The organism is Mesorhizobium sp. Cs1299R1N3, assembly GCF_037179625.1.
In the GTDB taxonomy this organism is placed as follows: Bacteria; Pseudomonadota; Alphaproteobacteria; order Rhizobiales; family Rhizobiaceae; genus Mesorhizobium; species Mesorhizobium salmacidum.
Genome location: NZ_JAPYKQ010000001.1, coordinates 199,368 through 217,081, shown reverse-complemented (window position 1 = coordinate 217,081; position 17,714 = coordinate 199,368). Strand labels below are relative to the sequence as shown.

At 57.5% G+C, this 17,714-nt stretch carries 15 protein-coding genes and 1 pseudogene; 13 read left to right on the top strand and 3 right to left on the bottom strand.

Translation table 11 applies throughout. The annotated features are described in order from the left end of the window. Positions 1 to 45: 45 nt before the first annotated feature. From O7B34_RS01010 to O7B34_RS00975, 8 genes are all read left to right on the top strand, one after another. A complete protein-coding gene (locus tag O7B34_RS01010) occupies positions 46 to 864 on the top strand; it encodes a type IV secretion system protein (RefSeq protein ID WP_337139609.1) in 819 nt (272 codons plus the stop codon). 5 nt (positions 865 to 869) lie between these two features. Beyond that, entirely contained in the window at positions 870 to 2,039 is a 1,170-nt protein-coding gene (locus O7B34_RS01005; RefSeq protein ID WP_337144551.1) for a type IV secretion system protein, read from the top strand. 29 nt (positions 2,040 to 2,068) lie between these two features. Next, positions 2,069 to 2,743, top strand: coding sequence for a virB8 family protein (locus O7B34_RS01000; protein WP_337144550.1), 675 nt, complete (start codon positions 2,069 to 2,071; stop codon positions 2,741 to 2,743). 25 nt (positions 2,744 to 2,768) lie between these two features. Next, positions 2,769 to 3,503 (top strand): TrbG/VirB9 family P-type conjugative transfer protein, encoded by a 735-nt coding sequence (locus O7B34_RS00995; RefSeq protein ID WP_337144549.1) that lies wholly within the window; start codon positions 2,769 to 2,771, stop codon positions 3,501 to 3,503. A gap of 15 nt (positions 3,504 to 3,518) precedes the next feature. Next, positions 3,519 to 4,940 carry a TrbI/VirB10 family protein gene (locus O7B34_RS00990; RefSeq protein ID WP_337144548.1) on the top strand — a complete coding sequence of 474 codons (1,422 nt, stop codon included), beginning with the start codon at positions 3,519 to 3,521 and terminating at the stop codon, positions 4,938 to 4,940. Continuing rightward, positions 4,937 to 5,938 carry a P-type DNA transfer ATPase VirB11 gene (gene virB11, locus O7B34_RS00985; RefSeq protein WP_337139613.1) on the top strand — a complete coding sequence of 334 codons (1,002 nt, stop codon included), beginning with the start codon at positions 4,937 to 4,939 and terminating at the stop codon, positions 5,936 to 5,938. The genes O7B34_RS00990 and virB11 overlap by 4 nt, the downstream gene beginning before the upstream one ends. A 351-nt stretch (positions 5,939 to 6,289) precedes the next feature. Beyond that, the gene (locus O7B34_RS00980; protein ID WP_337144547.1) at positions 6,290 to 7,174 is read left to right on the top strand and encodes a hypothetical protein; all 885 of its coding nucleotides are present in this window, start codon (positions 6,290 to 6,292) and stop codon (positions 7,172 to 7,174) included. Positions 7,175 to 7,773: 599 nt separating this feature from the next. Continuing rightward, positions 7,774 to 8,625, top strand: coding sequence for a hypothetical protein (locus tag O7B34_RS00975; protein WP_337144546.1), 852 nt, complete (start codon positions 7,774 to 7,776; stop codon positions 8,623 to 8,625). Between the two features lie 540 nt (positions 8,626 to 9,165). On the opposite strand, the pseudogene O7B34_RS00970 reads toward O7B34_RS00975, so the two are convergent. Continuing rightward, positions 9,166 to 10,230 (bottom strand): annotated as a pseudogene (locus O7B34_RS00970) (IS630 family transposase). Positions 10,231 to 10,470: 240 nt separating this feature from the next. Between O7B34_RS00970 and O7B34_RS00965 the strand changes: the two are divergent. The 4 genes from O7B34_RS00965 to O7B34_RS00950 all read left to right on the top strand — a co-directional run bounded on the left by O7B34_RS00965 (position 10,471) and on the right by O7B34_RS00950 (position 12,712). Beyond that, on the top strand, positions 10,471 to 11,355 hold the full coding sequence (locus O7B34_RS00965; RefSeq protein WP_337144545.1) for a hypothetical protein: 885 nt from the start codon (positions 10,471 to 10,473) through the stop codon (positions 11,353 to 11,355). A gap of 346 nt (positions 11,356 to 11,701) precedes the next feature. Next, entirely contained in the window at positions 11,702 to 12,070 is a 369-nt protein-coding gene (locus tag O7B34_RS00960; RefSeq protein ID WP_337144544.1) for a hypothetical protein, read from the top strand. A 90-nt stretch (positions 12,071 to 12,160) separates the two neighbouring features. Further along, on the top strand, positions 12,161 to 12,352 hold the full coding sequence (locus O7B34_RS00955) for a hypothetical protein (RefSeq protein ID WP_337132397.1): 192 nt from the start codon (positions 12,161 to 12,163) through the stop codon (positions 12,350 to 12,352). A gap of 174 nt (positions 12,353 to 12,526) precedes the next feature. Further along, positions 12,527 to 12,712 (top strand): hypothetical protein, encoded by a 186-nt coding sequence (locus O7B34_RS00950; RefSeq protein ID WP_337144543.1) that lies wholly within the window; start codon positions 12,527 to 12,529, stop codon positions 12,710 to 12,712. A gap of 183 nt (positions 12,713 to 12,895) precedes the next feature. Here O7B34_RS00950 and virD4 read toward each other — a convergent pair whose 3' ends face one another. Continuing rightward, entirely contained in the window at positions 12,896 to 14,854 is a 1,959-nt protein-coding gene (virD4, locus tag O7B34_RS00945; RefSeq protein WP_337144542.1) for a type IV secretion system ATPase VirD4, read from the bottom strand. Between the two features lie 356 nt (positions 14,855 to 15,210). Between virD4 and O7B34_RS00940 the strand changes: the two genes are divergently transcribed. After that, positions 15,211 to 15,906 carry a conjugal transfer ATPase VirC1 gene (locus O7B34_RS00940; RefSeq protein WP_337132399.1) on the top strand — a complete coding sequence of 232 codons (696 nt, stop codon included), beginning with the start codon at positions 15,211 to 15,213 and terminating at the stop codon, positions 15,904 to 15,906. Positions 15,907 to 16,241: 335 nt separating this feature from the next. On the opposite strand, the gene O7B34_RS00935 is transcribed toward O7B34_RS00940, so the two are convergent. Next, positions 16,242 to 16,946 carry a Crp/Fnr family transcriptional regulator gene (locus tag O7B34_RS00935; RefSeq protein WP_337132400.1) on the bottom strand — a complete coding sequence of 235 codons (705 nt, stop codon included), beginning with the start codon at positions 16,944 to 16,946 and terminating at the stop codon, positions 16,242 to 16,244. Between the last annotated feature and the right edge of the window lie 768 nt (positions 16,947 to 17,714).

Below are 17,714 nucleotides of genomic sequence, written 5' to 3'. Positions count from 1 at the left end.
CTGCACCTGGGAAATCCTTGACCATCAAGCCGAAGGAGCCATCACATGAAAGTCTTTTTCCAAGCCGTGGTTGGCCTTTGGGTTGGGGCCGGTCTGCTGGTTCACGAGGCTTACGCCCAAGAAACCGGGATCGCGCCTGCACCCCTGCCTCCCATCGCCGCCCTCCCGGCGGCGCCGGACGGCGCGCAGGCAAGCTATGACAAGAACGCTGTCGAACTGCTGACATACGTGGTTGAACTATCTCGGCTGATGGGCGGCGGGACCGCGCAACTGCTTGCGTCGGCGCACGTAGCTGAAAATCTGCTGAGCCGGATCCAGGAGGCGGCTCAAGCGCAGCTTGCTGCCATATCCGGGCCAAAGCCGTTCCCACAGAACAATGGCGAGGCAGACGTCGCGGCGCGCAAAGGAGGGCCAGGTCTGTGGGAAATGGCCACCGCTGCCTTGAACGGAGAGACGGTTGGCTCCGATGGCATTCAGGCAGCCCTAGTCAAAATTCGCAAGCTCTACCACTTGGACGACGCATTTGCGTTGCGCAATGACAAGCTCCTCAGCAACGTCATGGTCGCTCATTCAGCGGCTCAAGGCGCTGTCGCGGCGGCTGCCGCGGAGGACTCCTACCGGCGGGCCAATGACAGCATGGGCAGGATAAATGGCTATGTCACAGCGCTCGGCACCAGTGGCGACTTGAAAACGAGCGTCGACATCAACACACGCGTGATGATTGAAGTCGCGCAGCAACTGAACGAAACGCTTCGCACCCAAGCGGTGATCGCATCCGTGGCAGGAACCTACCTCATGTCGTTAGGCGCCGAGGCCGCCGAGCCGGACACTGTCCGAAATCTTTTCGATAACTTTGACAAGTAGTCACCATGGGCCTGATTTCAACACTTGCCGCAACCATCGACGGTGCCCTCGTCGATTACGTGCAGGCAGTTTTTGAAGGAGTCGCTCATCCGATCAGAAAACTGCTTAACGCTACTGCTCTGATTGCGCTGCTATTCATCGCGGTGAATCATATAATGCAATTTAGGCCTGTAAACTATTCAATATATCTGATGTGGGGGGTGCGATACATACTCATATATTCATTCGCCACGATCTGGGTGAATTTCCATGGCATCTATACAATTCTCGTAGACGTCCCCGGCGAATACACCGCGCTTATGATGCGCGCTGCGGCATCGCCGAGGGCTGTTGGTGGCGGCCCCAATCCTGCGAAGCTGATGAATACGTATTCTGCGATGGACGGGTTCTCTCGAGCGATAATGCAGATCGGCGAAGATCGTATTTCAAACACGTCCGTCTGGAATATCGGTAAGTCAGTACGGAACGTTGCTTTAGGCATCTTAATAATGGTCATTGGTGCTTTTTTTACCGCGGCATCCGCCGTTTGTGTTTTAATATCAAAAGTCGGATTTGCCGTTTCGATCAGCTTGGCGCCTCTCGCCATCACCATGCTAATGATGCCTCAAACCAGGCAACATTTCGAGAGTTGGACGCGCTTTACTATCGGATTTGCTATAATACCGTTACTTGCTACCGCGCTGATGGCAGTTGTAGTGGGCATTAGCGCCCACATGCCTAGAGGAGCCGGCGGTGAATTTGGATTTCCCTTTATCATGATCGCTGTGACAGTTCTCATGTTCATGATCCCCACGATGGCAAGCACCTTAGCCTCTGCATCGGTTGCCGCTGTGGGCGCTGGAGCAGCGGTTGCCGCAGCTTCCAAGGTCAAGGGTGGACTCAAATCACTTTATAAAGGAGGGCGGTGGTTGGAAGATGGCCTGATGACGGCAAACACCGCACGTGCCGCTGGCGCTTCGCACTTCGGCGCAGTTCGGTCGGGGGCCAACGCGATGCAGCAAAGCGCGTATGTCCGGAAACAGCGTTGGAATGATCATCTCGCTCGCGGGATCATCGGGGGTTCCTCGCCGAAATCGGACGGCAGGGGAGCCGCTGCCGACGGTCCTGCCGGTGGGGCTTCCCGCTCAAAGGGCAACCGAGGCTTGTCTCCTGAACAGGCCAATCTCTACCGCTGAACCCACGCACACCAGAATAGGAGGGACGCGTGGCTGAGCAAGCAATGCAGCACGCATTCGAAGACGAGCTTTTTTTCAGCATTCGCGATCAACGCAACAATTGGGCAAGAGTCGCCGTTTGCGCCGTCACCGCCAGCCTTTTGTCGGTGGTAGCTCTGGTCATTGTACTGCCCCTCAAAGAAACCAGGCCTTATGTCGTGATGGTCGATAAGACCACCGGCGAGGCTGAAAAGATCGTCCAGGTTCGGCCTGCCTCGCTCGATCAGCAGGAGGCAGTCCTTCAGGCAGAATTGGTGTCCTACGTTGTTGATCGCGAAACTTACGATCCAGCCGATAACAGCACCCGAATTCCTGATGTCATGGCGCGCTCATCGGATAACGCCGCCGAAACTCTGGCCCAGACCTGGCGCTCGGATTCGGCTCAGTATCCGCCGACTGTCTATGGTGATGAGGTTCGAGTGCGCGTTGTGGTCAAATCGATCTCACTGACGCCTTCGGGTCGGCGCAACGCGGCGGACCTCGCTCGTGTACGCATCATCAAGCATCGAGAAGAAAAGGGACGCGACACTGTCGAGCGCAGTTATGTTGTCACCGTCGGTTACCAGTTCAGGCCACAAGTAAATGCCACTTTGGAGTCGGTGTGGAAAAATCCCCTTGGCTTCACCGTTGTTGCCTACCGGATCGACGCGGAAACCGCCAATTAGAAATTCGGCAAACTGTTAGGTAAAAATGCTAAAGATCTTATCATTATCGATGATTGTCGGCGCAATGTTGATAGTGCCGGCCATGGCCGAACAATCGCCGGTGGGATTTGCATCAGACTCGCGAATAAAGCGGTATGTATATGATGAGCATAACGTGTATAAGCTCGGATTATATTTGAAGTCAGTCACTGCGATCCAGTTTGACGCCGGGGAGAAAGTGGAATCAATTCTCCTCGGAGACAGCGCATCCTGGCAAGTGATCAAGCTAAAGATGGGCAATGTGGTGAGTTTGAAGCCCATTATCGACCAAGCCCTGACGAATATGACTATCTACACCGATCAGCGAGTCTATACATTCGAGCTACGATCAGTCGGCGAGATAAAGGCGGGCATGAAGGCGGGTGCCGCGCAAGCGTTCCGGATCCTCTTCACCTACCCAGACCAATCCAGGCCCTCGGACAAGAGCCTTGCCCGAGGCGGACCCGTGGATCACAACTACATGGTCTCGGGCCATGCCCGGTTCCGGCCGCTCGCGGTGACAGACAATACATTGCAGACAACTTTCGTCCTGCCCAAGGGCGCACCCCGACCTGCAATCTTCAGCGTCGGTCATCAGCGCGAGGAAAAACTGGTCAATTCGCGCACCGACGGCGACCATATCATCGTTGATGGGACCAGCGACTATTGGGTGATGAGGATCGGCGACGAGACTGTCTGCGTCGGCAAGACAAACGCCGTGAAATGGCAAAAGAGCCAGTGAGGAAAGGATTGGGACGTGCCGGACAGGTCGAGCGACATTGACCCTCGACATGATCGCATTGCCGCAGAGACAGTGGCTGATGCCTCTGTCGATGTGGATCGCGAAAAGCGAGTGGAGGAACGGCGAGCTCGCCACATCCGTCAATCCGAGCGTCGAAGTGTCGGCTGGGTTGTGCTCGCCGGCATGTTGCTGGCCGGCATCGCCGTTGCGTTCCTGATTGTCGAGCCAACTCTCGCGCTGAAGGCAGTCGGCTTTAGCGGCGAGGATGAGCAGAAAACTTCGCAGGTTGATCTGGAAGTCGACCGCGCGATCCCTAACGATCAGCGGCTTGATTTTCCCGCTGCCAAGGGTCCTGCAGCAGCTGAGCCAAGGCCCAGTCCCAACGCTGAGACCAACAAGCAGCTCGAAGAACTGCGCAAGGAAATCGTTGCCATTGCCAGGGCCAACAAAGGCTCCGATGTTTCACTTGCTGACGTCCAGGCACTGCTGGAGCAATACAACAAAGACATGACGCAGAAGCTCCAGCAGGAGCGGGAGAAGGGGAAGATTGAAGACGCACGTGTGCGCGCCGAGGCGTTGCGTTTGCAAGAGGAGCGCGAACATTCCGGTGAGGTCGCCAAGCTCGACGTCGAGAGGCGTCGTCAACTCGAAGAGGTCGCCACCAGACAACGGGAATCGACAGGCGTTGTCGTGGATGACTCAGGAGCGGGCGTTGCCTCAGCCGAAGGTACGCGAGAAGTGTCTGACGACCTGAGCGCAAACGATCGTTTTCTCGCCTCCGCCGCCGGCTCCGAGGTAAAGACGTCGGTGTCTCGTGCTCTGCCTGCTCCGTCCCATACGGTCGTGCAGGGCACTATAATCTCTGCCGTGCTTGAAACGGCTATCGATACAGAACTGCCCGGGAATATCCGCGCCCAAGTGATCGAACCGGTGTTTTCCTTTGACGGTTCTCGCATTCTGATGCCGGCGGGGACGAGCCTGATCGGCACTTTCAGCGATAGAGTGGATCTTGAGCAAAGACGCGTGCTGATCGCCTGGAACCGGGCAATCACGCCCGATGGCAAATCAATCGCGCTCGGCTCCACAGGGGCGGACCTGCTTGGTCGCGCCGGTACCGAAGGTAATGTGGACAACCGCTATATTAACAAAATAGGTGCATCTGTCCTCATCAGCACCATCACCGCGCTGCCCTCGAGCATTCCCGGCCTGACCAGCGGCAACCGGTCCTCCAGCGGAGGTGGCCCGACCATCAATATTGGCGGTGCCGGATCAGGCAACAGCAATGCTGGTGGCCAGACTGCGTCAAAAATCGCGGGAGCACTCAGCGATCAAAGTGAAACGATCTTGGACAAATATCTCTCCCTCCCTCCTATCATTCGTGTCCCTCAGGGCGAGGAAATCCGAGTCTTCGTCAACCAGGATCTCATCCTCCGATGAATGATCAGCAGCCCAGTCGCGACATCTCATATGTGGAGCAGTACTTGGAGCCACTCCGGGACTATCTGGTCAATGATAATGTCAACGAGTTGGCGATCAACCCTAACGGCTCCATCTTCGTGGAGGAGGCCGGAGCGCTCCACATGCATGAGGTCGGCGTGGCCTTGCCGCCCCGTGCCATCAAGCAGCTTGGAGCCCAGTTGGCTGGAGAGACCCGCAACACCCTTGGGGCGCTCAATCCGATCGTCTCGGGCCGCGCAGTGGTTTGGGGGAATCCGCTGCGCGTGCAGGTCGTTGTCGAACCGGCGGTGACGTTCGGTGTGTCGCTGACCATCCGCAAATATCTGCAGCGCACCTTGGACGGTTCCAAGATAGAGCTATTCGAGGGTGGACAGACCACAGTGGATGCCAACCGCCGTATGCGCCATCGGGCAATTATGGACATGGCCCAGGCCAGCAATTTGCAAGGTGTGTTTCGACAAGCCGTTGACGAGCGATTTAACATTCTGATTTCGGGAGGCACATCCTCTGGCAAGACCACGGTCGCGCGTGCCTTGCTGGCGATGTCAGACCCTGCCGAGCGGATCATTACGATCGAGGATGCACAAGAGCTTAGCCCATCCCACAAAAACCAGGTGGGGCTAATCGCAGACCGTGAGGAGGGTTCGCCTCGCCGCCCATCGAGGCTCTTGGAAAGCTGTTTGCGAATGCGCCCAGATCGCATCATCCTCGGCGAAATACGCGGCATCGAGGCTTATGATTTCCTTGAGGCGATCAACACCGGCCACCCGGGTTCTATATCAACTATCCACGCCGACAGTCCTGAACTTGCCTTCGACAGGCTGGCACTCATGGTGATGCGCTCTGGTGTGCAGATGTCGCATCGCGAAATTGTCAGTTATGCCAGAAAGACGATTGACCTGGTTATTCAAGTCGGCCGCCAGAAGGGCAGGCGGGGCGTACTGGAAATCCACCTGCCCTCGCAATGCCTGGACTAAGCACGAGAGACCACATGGCAGGTCTGACGGAAACTGCTTGCCGCCGACGTGAGCCTCCGTCCATGTCGATCGGATGGTTGAAGCTCGCACTTCACCCCGGCCCGGAAGGGCCGATTCTGCGATTGGGTGGACATCCGATGTTATGGTGGCCGAACCCTTGGCATCTCCTGATTAAATGGGCTGAATGCCTTGGCGGCTCTTCACCGCAGCGTCTCAGAGCCAGTCAAGGCGACGGCTGCTTGAACGCCCAATTCGACGACGCCGCGGTCTAGGCTGCAGTTGTAACGCGAAACAGGTTCAGCAACCCTCGGCAGGGTGGTAGCCTCGGACAGTTGCCATAAGGAGCCTGCAATGGACCGCGATACACGTAGAAATAGACCTGAAGGTTCAGCCCGCGACGGTGGCGATGCCGCAGGATTAAGTCATCTGCCAAGGGAATTGCTCAGCGAATTGGCAAGGCGTGTCGTTACCGACGACCCGGTTCAAACGGCAAAGAGCTTTACCAATTTTAAGCAAACGAGTCGTTCGGTCCGAGACGAGTTCGATGGAGGGGGTGCAGTTGGCGAGTTTCATACGCGTCTCGGTCGGCTCGGCACTTCAGCTCAGGCTTTGTATACGGCAGCAATGCCGCCTGAGAATGGCATGTCGAATCTTCTCAGGGCACGCTATCTAAGCCGTGCTGTCGCACCAATACTGAAGTTTCAGAATGCGCCCAGGAAATCTGCCGTTGCCGACAGCATTCTAAGTCTGACACAGCCAGGCGCCCAAGCCTTCGCCCTGTCCAAGATGGGGGACAAGCTAGGTGATTTTAGCCCGGCAGATAGGACGCGCCTTCTTGACCGATCGATAGAATTGTTGACCGCTACAGCGGCACAGGGTGCTCAGGGACAATGGAGTGTTCTTGTCAGCACGGTCAGGGCCATTAAAAAGGGACACGACCATTTGAATGAAGAACAAAGAGAGCGACTGAACGGAGCATTTTCACAGGATCCGTACCTGGGTGCGCTGTATAGGTCGATTCAGGTGAGCACCGCTGGGCGTGCGATCCCGCAGCGCAATCCGGATTTGGACGGAAACATCAACGCAATTGAGAATCAGGCCGCTGAGCTGCCCGCAGAGTGGTCGATTGGCCAAGCGAATACGATAGCGCAGATCGGCGCTTCCATCAACGACACCTATGATAACGCGCGAGCGGAACTCATGCATTCCGATAGAAGCAGGGACTTGACACGATAGGGTTTCATGAGCGCCGCGAAGCTCGTCCCTAACCGTTCGCCCAGCGCCAGCAGGGTTTTGAGCAAAGGGTAGGGGGGAGGTCTCGGGGAATCCTGTCGCTGTTGTGGCAGCCGAAGGTAAATCTCGATCGAACTGTCTTGGAGCAGTTGAGCGGAGCTGCCAGCGCCAAAGGTGATGTCGCCGTGGTTGACGTCTCCAACTCGCAACGCGGCCCACCGCCGCCGCCCACCCCAACGGCACCACAGTCCGCGGCCCAATGGCCGCTGGACAGCATTGAAGTCGGTGTCCAAACGGTGACCGGCGGGCAGGCATTTAGGTGCTTCGCGCCGGCTTCCGGCACGGCGGATCGTCCAGACAAATTTCGACTTGCGGCCCATGCGGGAAGCTGTTTTCCCAGCGGGTAGCGTTCGGCAGCCTTGACCGGAATGCCTGCCTCTGTTGAGGAGCGAACATACGGCCAAAGGCTGGCACATGCAGCGGCCCCTTGAAAGCTCAATTCCCCGGTCTGCAGGATTGCAAACGTAACGCGAAATCAGTTCGGCAGGTCGCTCGTGCCTGATAGCCTTGAGCAGTAGAAATGAACGTAAGGACTCTGAGCAATGGATCGCAACACACGCAGAAATAGGCCGGAAAATTCGGCTCGCGATAGCGGCCGCTCCACACGATTCACCGATGTGCCTCGTGAACTAATGGACAACGTGGCCAGAGGTGTAGCCTCCGACGATCCAGTTGAAGCGGCAAACAACCTTACCAACCTCAGGCTGGCGAGCCGTTCAGTACGCTCCGACTTGGAGGGCGGCAGTGCAGGACAATTTCACAGCCGGCTCAATCGGCTCGGCGAATCAGCTCAGCGCGTGTATTCCGCAGCAATGCCGCCCCCTGGCAATGCCTTGATAAGCGACCCATTCAACTCGCGCTATTGCCCTGTCGGGCCAGTCCTGAAGTTTCAAACGGCCGCGATGAAATCTGCCGCAGTCGACAGAATCCTCGGAATGACTGACCGAACGTCACAATCTCTCGCCTTGTCCAATATCGCCGACAACATAGGTGATCTCAGCTCGGCCGACAGAACGCGCATTCTTGACCGAACAGTCGATTTGCTTACACAAGGTCCGAACGCCGCCGAACATAACGTCAACTATGTAACAGCCCTCAAAAAAGGGCAGGATTATTTGAATGAAGGCCAAAGAGAGCGATTAGACGCATTTCCATTGTATGGGATGCTCCGCGATGCGCTTGACGAGCCTGCCGGGCGTGCGGGACAGCCGCAAAATTCCGACTTGGACAGGCGCATCGACGCTATTGAGGCTCGAGCCCAGCAGTTGCCAGGAGAATGGTCGTATTACCAGCAGAATACAGTTGCAGAGACCGGGGAAGACATTCACGACGCTTACAATAGCGCGCGAGCGGAACTCATGGATTCCGACCGAAGCAGGGACTGGACACGATGAAATGGTCTGCGCGGTAAGCTAACCGGCTAGCCGTGTCACGGACCGAGGTCGGGTTCGCGCTTGACCCCGGTCCTTAAGCCTTGCGGGCAGCCGTCTTCGGTGGACGGAGCAGTTTGCTCGGTCAGCATGTCAAGCCCATCAGCGGAACGGCGAGGTGGACGTCCCGCAGCACTTGCCGGTTTGCGGGCATGATGTGCGGGCGTGACAAAAGGGATCAGGTGAATTCCAGTCCCAGGTCAGCGGCCTCGCTCTCTGCTTTCGCCGCCCATTGGAATTCACGTTGATCTCCGAATTGGGCGGCTTCTACGTCCATCGAGTGGCGACTAGCGCAGGAAATGGGGCTCGACGTTCTTGGCCGGCAACGCTGGAAACAGACGCAGAGGGCCTTGCCCGTCAGGAGATCGGCGGAGCGTCGACGCAGCGTGCGGCGATCTTCACCACAAGATGATGCCGATCACGCGGCACTCCAGGACGTGCACGTCGCCACAGTGTCGGTCGGCACGTTCAAACATGCCACACAGCACATCCTTATACCAAGAGTCACGGAGTTTGACCGACGTGCGCCCACTGCCGCATTCCGATTGATGTGATGGTTTCGGGGGCGGCGAGGAGCTTCTGCCACGCCTCGCAAGCGGCGTCGATGATGGCGTCGTAGTCGTCGAAGACACGGTTTGAGAGCCAATTCTGCCGCAGATATTGCCAGACGTTTTCGACCGGGTTCAGTTCCGGGGAGCGCGAGGGCAGGAAGATCGCCGTCATGTTTTTCGGCATCCTGAGATTGGCGGTGGTGTGCCATCCGGCACGATCCATGACGAGCACAGCGTGTGCGCCCTTTTCAACATGGCGGCTGATCTCGTCGATATGGCGTTGCATGGCCTCGGTGTCGGCAAAGGGCAGAGCCAGAGCGGCCCCGGCGCCGCGCGCCGGGCAAATCGCGCCAAACAGATACGCACTCTTGTAGCGCTGATCGGCCGGCTGGCGGGGTCGGGTGCCCCGCCTTGCCCATTGCCGCACGATGCCGTTCTTCTGGCCGATGCGGGCTTCATCCTGGAACCAAAGCTCCACCTTCGTGCGCGGCGGCAGGTCGCAAAGATGCGCCTTCAGCGTGCGTGGCCAGTTTTTTTGAACTCCTCGACAATATGGGCATCCTGGCCCGGATGATGTGGGCGCGCGCTGATGTGCGAGAAGCCGAGCTTGTGCAGCAGTTTCCCGACATAGCGCGTGTCGTAGTCCACGCCGAAGCGCTCCTTGATGACGCGCTTCAGGTCGATGCGCCGCCAGCGCACGACGCCGTCAACGGCACGGTCAGGCCCCGTCTCCACCATCGCAGCCAATTCGCTCTGCTGCTCTGGCGACAGCCGCGACAGCGGACCAGGCGACCACTGATCGAGAAGACCCTCGGGGCCTGCAGTATTGAACCGGTGCACCCAGTCGCGCAGCGTCTGCCGATCCATCCCGCCGATCCGCGCCGCATCGGTTCATCCCGTCCAGAACCGCCGCGATCGATAACAGCCGGCTGCTCTGCCGGACATCCTTCGAAGCCCGCGCAAGGCGTCGAAGTTCGTTCGCCGAATAGTCATCCCGTAATTTCACCGCTGAACCCATCGCCGAATCTCCTTCGGCATCAGGGAATCACGGTCCACCTGCGACATCACGAAAGAGTCAGCACCCGAGACCGTTGGTATTAGCCACAAATTCGCGATCATGATGATCCTTCACGGGGCCTGGATCCCCGTCGAAATCCTCTATTGCAGGCCAGATTTCAAGTGTAACGAAGAATCAGTTCGGCAGAGTCCTTCGGGGTGCTAGCGTTGAGCTGTAGAAACGGCCTAAGGACATCTTGCAATGGACCACGACATAAGTAGAGATAGACCTGGAAGTTCGAGCCGCACCGGCGGTGGCGCCGCACGATTCACTGACATGCCAAGCGAGTTATTGGGCAAAGTGGCGGCAAGTGTAGTCTCCGAGGATCCGGTTGAGACGGCAAACCGCCTTACCAATCTTCGGCTGGCGAGCCGCTCAGTCCGGACCGAGTTCGAGAGAAGCGGTGCAGGGCAATTTCACGAGCGGCTCAATCGGCTCGGAGATTCAGCGCACCGCCTTTATACAGCAGAAATGCCGCCTGAGAATGTCGTGCCGCAGGACGACCTTTTCTTTGCGCGCTATCAAACCCGCGCTGTCAGGCCAATACTCAAGTTTCAAACTGCTCCAATGAAGACTGCTGTGGTCGACAGAACCCTCGCTATCGATGAACCAAGGCGACAATCTCTCGCCCTGTCCAAACTAGGGCAAAGCATAGGTGATCTCAGCCAACTGGATCAGACGCGCCTGCTGGATCGATCCCTTGAACTCTTTACGCAGGAGGGCGGCGGTCCAGCGCACTTCGTCATCCGCAACAATACGGCCAAGGCCCTGAAAATGGGCCGCGACTATCTGAATGAAAATCAACGAGAACAGCTAAACACCGCGTTTGCGCAGAATCCGGAACTGGCTTCCTTCTACGCGGCGGTTGAGGTGCTGCCGGCCGGGCATGCGGCGGCGCCGCAAAACCCGGATTTGGACGCGCGCATCAACGCAATTCAGGATCGTGCGCATCAGCTGCCAGGGGACTTCGCTTCGTATCAGCAGCAGGATGCGATGGCGGAGCTCGGGGATTCCATTAGCGAAACCTACAATAGCGCTCGAGCGGAACTCATGCGTTCCAACAGAAGCAGGGACCTGACACGATGAGGTCGTGCCCGCGGCCAAGATGACCGTGTAATCGCTAGCGGACCGAGGTCGTCTTCGCGGTCGACCTCGGTCGCGTCGATACAGCAGGCTCGCAACGAGCCTCCGGCGTGCAGGACATACTTTACCGAGCCAGCGCTGCAACCCGTCAGCGCTGTAGGGAGAGGGTAACAGGATCAGGTCAGATTCTGGCCGCGGTCGCAGCTTCGCGCCAAAAACACGTCTCGGCCAGCGCTCCGGCGATGGCTCACCCAGACTGCTCCTCCGCTTCGAGCCGTCCGCCTCCCACGCTCCCTTTCCCCTCCCGGTCGGTCACTGGCCATCATCTTCAAAGGCGACGAGAATCTGATTGTCGGCGTCGGTCAACTCGACCGTATACGCCATCGCCATGCCCAACCGCCAGTGGCGGACCGTTGGGGGCGCAAGCCCGACAGGTCGCATTAACTGGATTTTCATCACTCCCTTGGAAGACCCGGCTTTTGCCGGCATACTCCCGTATATGCCAGGCAAGGACAGTCAACGCCCTTCCATCTTCGACCTCGACGCGCTGCGCGAGGCGTTCATGGAGTCTGTCCGCGAAAACAATGTCTCGCCTGCCGAATGGGGCGAGCACGCCGAACAGTTCATTCAAAGGCTAGCGGGTCACAAACTTGCCGAAGCGGCGGTTAGCCAGATCACTGGAGCGCCGGACGATAGCCAGCCAGCTCGAAATCCATAGGTACGGAATCAGACGCAGAATCTCACTTGATCTAGTGTTTTTGCTGGTCTTATAAAACCGACGTTACCCTTGCTTCTAGGGAGGCGCGCAATGGATAACGTGGTTCCGTTCCGCTATGTGGCGGCTCGTGTTGAAGTGGCGGAAGCCGGTGGCGAGTGGTTCGTCCGCGTCACCGAAGACGGCCAAGAACTTACCCGATCATTTGAACTGGAATCGTTTGCGCTGTCCTATGCGGAAGGCCAGCGGCTACGGCTAGGATTACATACGATCACCCGGATGTAGGAACTAACAAAGCCCCGGCGCTTGGGTCTGCGCCGGGGCTTTCGACATGTACGAGCTACACCAGCATGTCCACCTATGAGCATGTGCTGATATGGTAAAGGATTGGTGAATAGGACGGCCGCCGGGTAGGGTCTGGCCACCTTTCGCGTCGAAAGCAGGTGTCGCTGAGTCAGCATGGCCGAAACGAATATAAGGGTGGTCGCGCGGAACGGTCCGGTGTGCGGCAGCGTGGATCGCCACGACGCCTTGAAGGCCGTTCGCACCAAGCCCTCCAAAAAACACCTTGGCTTCGTCGTGGAACTCGGGCGGGACAGAACGGACATGGAAATCTCCTATGTCCATCTCGAGGACGGCGACTGAACGGTCGGGCTGAAAGATCGGGCAATGTGGAGTAGTCGAGGCAAACTATCCGGAGCTCCTTTTCACTGCGCCGACGTTGAGGACACGCGGCGCCCTAACCAGACCTCTAATCCCTCTCAACTCGCTTCAGGCCCGCCGCCACGCGAGTTCGGGCAAGCGGGGCTTGAGAGCTCAATCGGATGATCAGTCCGCCCCATCAAATCCCCGAATTGAACGGTCAGATTCAGAGTTCATTCTGTTGTGCTCTGAAATGCCAAGTTCCTGAAGTGAAAGTATTTGCGCCAGCAGCTCGCGCTGAGCAGGGGTCCCCCGCGGCTGCTTGGCAGTGTCCTGCATCGTGGACGGACCGGCGGCGATAGGCGCCCCCTTCGACTCTGGAATGGCGAGGCTAGAAGTTAGCTGCGCGGCATCGCCCGGCGCAGTCACTGCTGCTGGATACGGTCCTCCGTCGACTGCGGGGAAGGTCGTTATCTCCGCAATGAACGGGATCGGCGCTGGTTCGGGCAATGCACCTGTCTGGCTGGCGAAAATCGACTTCAGGTGACGATCACAATAGTACTTCACTTTATCCAGCTGCAGCGGTGGCTGGCCTTTGATCAGCACGATTTGTTTGTTGTCATCGAGCAAACGCACCTGCTCGGGCCGCAAGAGCGGCGCGCCTTGATCCGACATATGGATATTAGGACTTAGCCATTCCCGAGGGCTGAAAGACTTTGACCTTTGGTGAAAGGTATATTCGCCAATCGCTTTTGAAATGTATTGGGGCGTTTCGTCGTCGGCTGTCGCCATGAACACCTGCACACCGGTGTTCGAGAGGAAATTTTCCTTGCCAGGCTGCTCATAGGCGCCGGTCAGGGCCGAGAGGCTCTGGATGATGAACATGAAGCGGCCTTTGTAACCCGCAATCGTGGTGATTGCGGTTTCAATCGCTTCGAGCCTGCCGAGATGCTTGAATTCATCGAGGAGGAACAGGACCTCAAAAATCTCGTCCTTTCCCGGCAGAGTGCGTTGCAATATCGATACGGTTTGCTGGAAAAACAGCCGCACGAGAGGTGCAATCACCTCCAAATCATTGGGGCTGACGCAGAGATATATTGTCGTGGGGTCCCGGCGCAAGTTGCCAATGGAGAAATCCGATCTCGATGTGGCGTTCTTAATCAGCGGGTCAGCCCAAAGGTTCAGCCCGCCATCGCCCAAAACGGATGTGTATGAGGTGAGGAGTTTGGTGTCGTTGCCGGCCATGTTGTCAAAAATGCGCCTCGCCTCCGGAATTTTGCTTTGTTCCGCGAGTTGCGCAAATAACTTGTATTTCTCGCCCGGCTGCGAAAACAAATCATAGACGGCGCCAATGGTTGGCGTGCCACGCTCGATGCAGGCCAGAACACCGGCGACAAAAAGGTCCCGTGCGCCCTCGATGAACCCTTCCGCGCCCTTACCCTTGGGCGCGATCAGATTAACCGCTAATCGCCGAGTTTCTGAGAAGCGGCGCTCCTGCGGTGTAGCAACGATGTCGAGCACTGGATTGTAGCAATGAGTGCGTCCTTGCCTGTCGAGCGGCGAGAATTTGATGATCCGGTCGCCGCGCTTCAACCTCGCCCTCGACGTCAGTTCGAAGAGTTCGCCCTTGACATCGAGCGCAAGCACCGAGCCATCGAAGGTCAGAAGCGTTGGAATGACAACGCCGACGCCCTTGCCTGCGCGGGTGGGCGCAACCACCAAACTGTGTGGTTGCTCGCCATTGGTGAGATACTGTCCAAACCCGCGCGGCCCGGACGTTTTGCCGAATATGGGACCAGTGATGCGGCGGTAGGGCTTGATGAACCCTTTTTGGCGCATTTCGCCAAATCGCGCCCATCGTGCCGTTCCGAAGTGTTTGGCGCGAACCAAGAATACGGTGAGGGTGACCATGATGATCACCGATGTCATGCCGACAATGATCAAGCAGGTGTAAAACGTCGCACTGGCATAGCCGAGATAGAAGGGTGTTTCATACCAGAACGCCAGGAGATCGAAGTCGCGGAGTCCCCGGACGCTGAGCCCGACCCTTAGGCTAACATACAGGCTGGCGAAGATCAGCCCGAGGGGCAAAGACAGCGCAAGGCCGAACAAGAATGTGGTGAGCTTGAAATTCGTGCGTGCCATTGTCCTGTGCTCTGGCAATGTTCAGCGTTGCTAGCCCCGGACAGGGACCTTGCCAGCTGGTCCTACGGGCCGCAGTTGGTTCGACCTGCTGCAGCCCTCTTTCAGAGTCAAAATATGTCGTCTCGCGGATTTCAGCTGACCGCGATTACTCTTGTAACAGCGCAGACGCAGCGCGCCGCCATTCACTTAAAAACCTGAATAAGAGAATACATATCGGTGCGTCATCCGAAAGCGTACAAAATAACGGTTACAAAGGTAACAAGGCGCTGCAGAACCATCGCTATATCTCACCGAAGCTGTTGATATTGTCCGAACGATATTTGCACAGAGCGCTTTCGGCGCGGACGGATTGCGGCATGAAGCTGATCACTTGCTATTCATTTAAAGGTGGGGCGGGCAAAACAACGGCGTTAATGGGTCTGTGCTCCTCGCTTGCCTCCAAGCAAAAGAAGATTGCGTTGTTCGAATCTGACCAAAACCGCCCGCTCACCAGGTGGAAACAAAATGCCCTTCGTAACGACGCTTGGGACCGGCAATGCGAGGTATTCGTGGCCGACGATCTGCCCGTAATGGTGGATGCATATGGACAGGCGGATCTTGGCGGCTTCGACTATGGGTTAGTCGATGCCCATGGCGGTCCCAGCGACTTGAACAACTCTATAATCGGCAGTTCCGATTGCCTGCTGGTACCCGCTATGCTGTCATCTCTTGACATCGATGAAGCGCTAGCAACGTGCCGCTTCATCATCGAACTGTTAATGGCAGAGGGACTGGAAGCATATACTGCCATTCTACGCCAGCGAGTGCCAATCGGCAGACTGACAGTGTCCCAACGAGCCGCGTACGAGATGTTGGACGTTCTGCCGCTGTGCGACACCCCGATGCATGAGCGGGACGCCTTCGCGGCGATGAAAGAGCGAGGCATGTTGCACATGACGATCGCTAATATGGCCAACGATCCGGCAACGCGATTGATGCTGCATCACAGCCAGAGAGCATTGGATGAACTCGCTATGATCAGTGCATTCATCGAGAAGGTGTTGCAGGACTGACAGGGGAATGCGCAAGCCGATAGCTTCGACAAGGGTCACCGATCGACTTGCCGCGTTTTCGATTCATCGAGGACCCATAGCCGCCAGCCGACATGCAGATTGTCGCCGGACGATGGCACCAGCCAAACATGGCCGCTGGCCAGCACGCAACAGCACCCGCCGAAGCTTTGCCGCAGAAGGACTTTGATGCTTGCGGCAATGCACCTTGCTCGATCGCACTGGAGTCGAGGCCTATGCAGTTGCTGGTGACATCGAGCCAGAGACGTTCATGACTGCGCCCCGTAGCGATCCTGGATAGAATCCATCGGCCTAAGGAACTCCTTCTTGGGCGAGACCTAATACTCACTTGGTTCGGCAATCCACTGCAAGCGCTCAGTGTTGCATTCAATGATTCCGTTATTGCGCCGGATGGCGCCGGCCTCCTCCAGCGCCAATATGGCCCGATTTACTTTCGGCCGGCTTGCGCCCAAAATTCCCGCTATATCGGATTGAGTGAGCTGCAGTTTCAGATCCGCCCTTACCGGCAGCTCATTGCCGTGGATCTGCCTCAGGGTTACGAGGAGAAAACGGGCCGCCCGGGAATTCAAGTGATACAGGGCGATGGTTTCCAACTGCTCGGTGATACCCCGCAATCGTGAGCAGAGATAGCGGATTGTGGCTCTGGCCGCCCCCGGCGAAAGTTTGATGAGGTCCATAAATGGCCTCTTGGCAATGACGAAACCTTCGGAGGCGACCTGCGCCGTGGCGTCGGCCGATCGAGGCTGGTCATCTAGCATGGCCATCTCGCCGAACAGATCCCCGGCTTCGAGTTGCCGGAGGACCAATTCACGCCCTTGTGGGGTGATCAGCGACACCTTGATCCGTCCAGAGATCACTCCAACCATGTAATTGCCCTCATCGCCTCGCTGGAAGATCACCGTGTCTGGAAGCCACCTGCGAAAAGTAGAAATTCCGGCGAGTGCCGCGATGGTCTTGTCATCGAACTCCCGAAAAATCGGAAAGGAACGCCAGAAGGCAGCGCTTCTATCGAACTCGGCCATGTAGTTTCCTCGCTGGAAATGATTGGTCCTATGACGCGCGCTTCTGGGTGATCACGTCGATTGAGCATCGTTGGCGTTCCCTCTCCCGGAAAAAGCGACTCTCGCGCCGACGCGTTGTCACGCATCATCGATCTCCTGAGGCGGCGACGGCGAACCGGACGAAACCAGTTAACCTGTGGCTGTGGCTTGGGATGGGTTCGTGGCGCGCTCTTGTCTGTGGCCTGGTTGATGATGGCGCCTCAGCGCATCTCTCATAGGCTCTAACGCCCGCCTCCTGATCGACGCCGGCAAGCGTGGCAACCGGCAATGACCTGCACCACTTCGACGTGCCGCTTCAGTTTATTGTTCGGTCGCCCGAAGGCCGATCCGAGCCGTGGCCTGTGAGCTCGCTCCAGGATCTGGCCCGCTCTGCGAACCGGCCTGCCGCGCTGAGAGCGGGCATCCGCAGGTCTCGCTGCGCCTGCCGCTGCCGTCTGCCGGGGGGCCAGATGCGCCATGGTCGTGGCATTGACGTTCAACGCATGTAACAGGGAACTGGTTATCGGGGAGGCTGGTCAACTGCGTCATGCCGGGCGCACGGATATGCGTCGTGAGAGCTTGGCCGGCTTCGGCATTGGTTGGCACAAATGGACGTGGTGATCGCGGCAACATGGAACTGCTGGCAGTTGCGGGTGCCCTTTCTATCTTCGGTGGGGTTCGCCAACCCGGCTAAAGACCGAGGCCCGGCGGTGTTGTTTTCCCTCATTTCCGAACTTATTGAAAATCGAT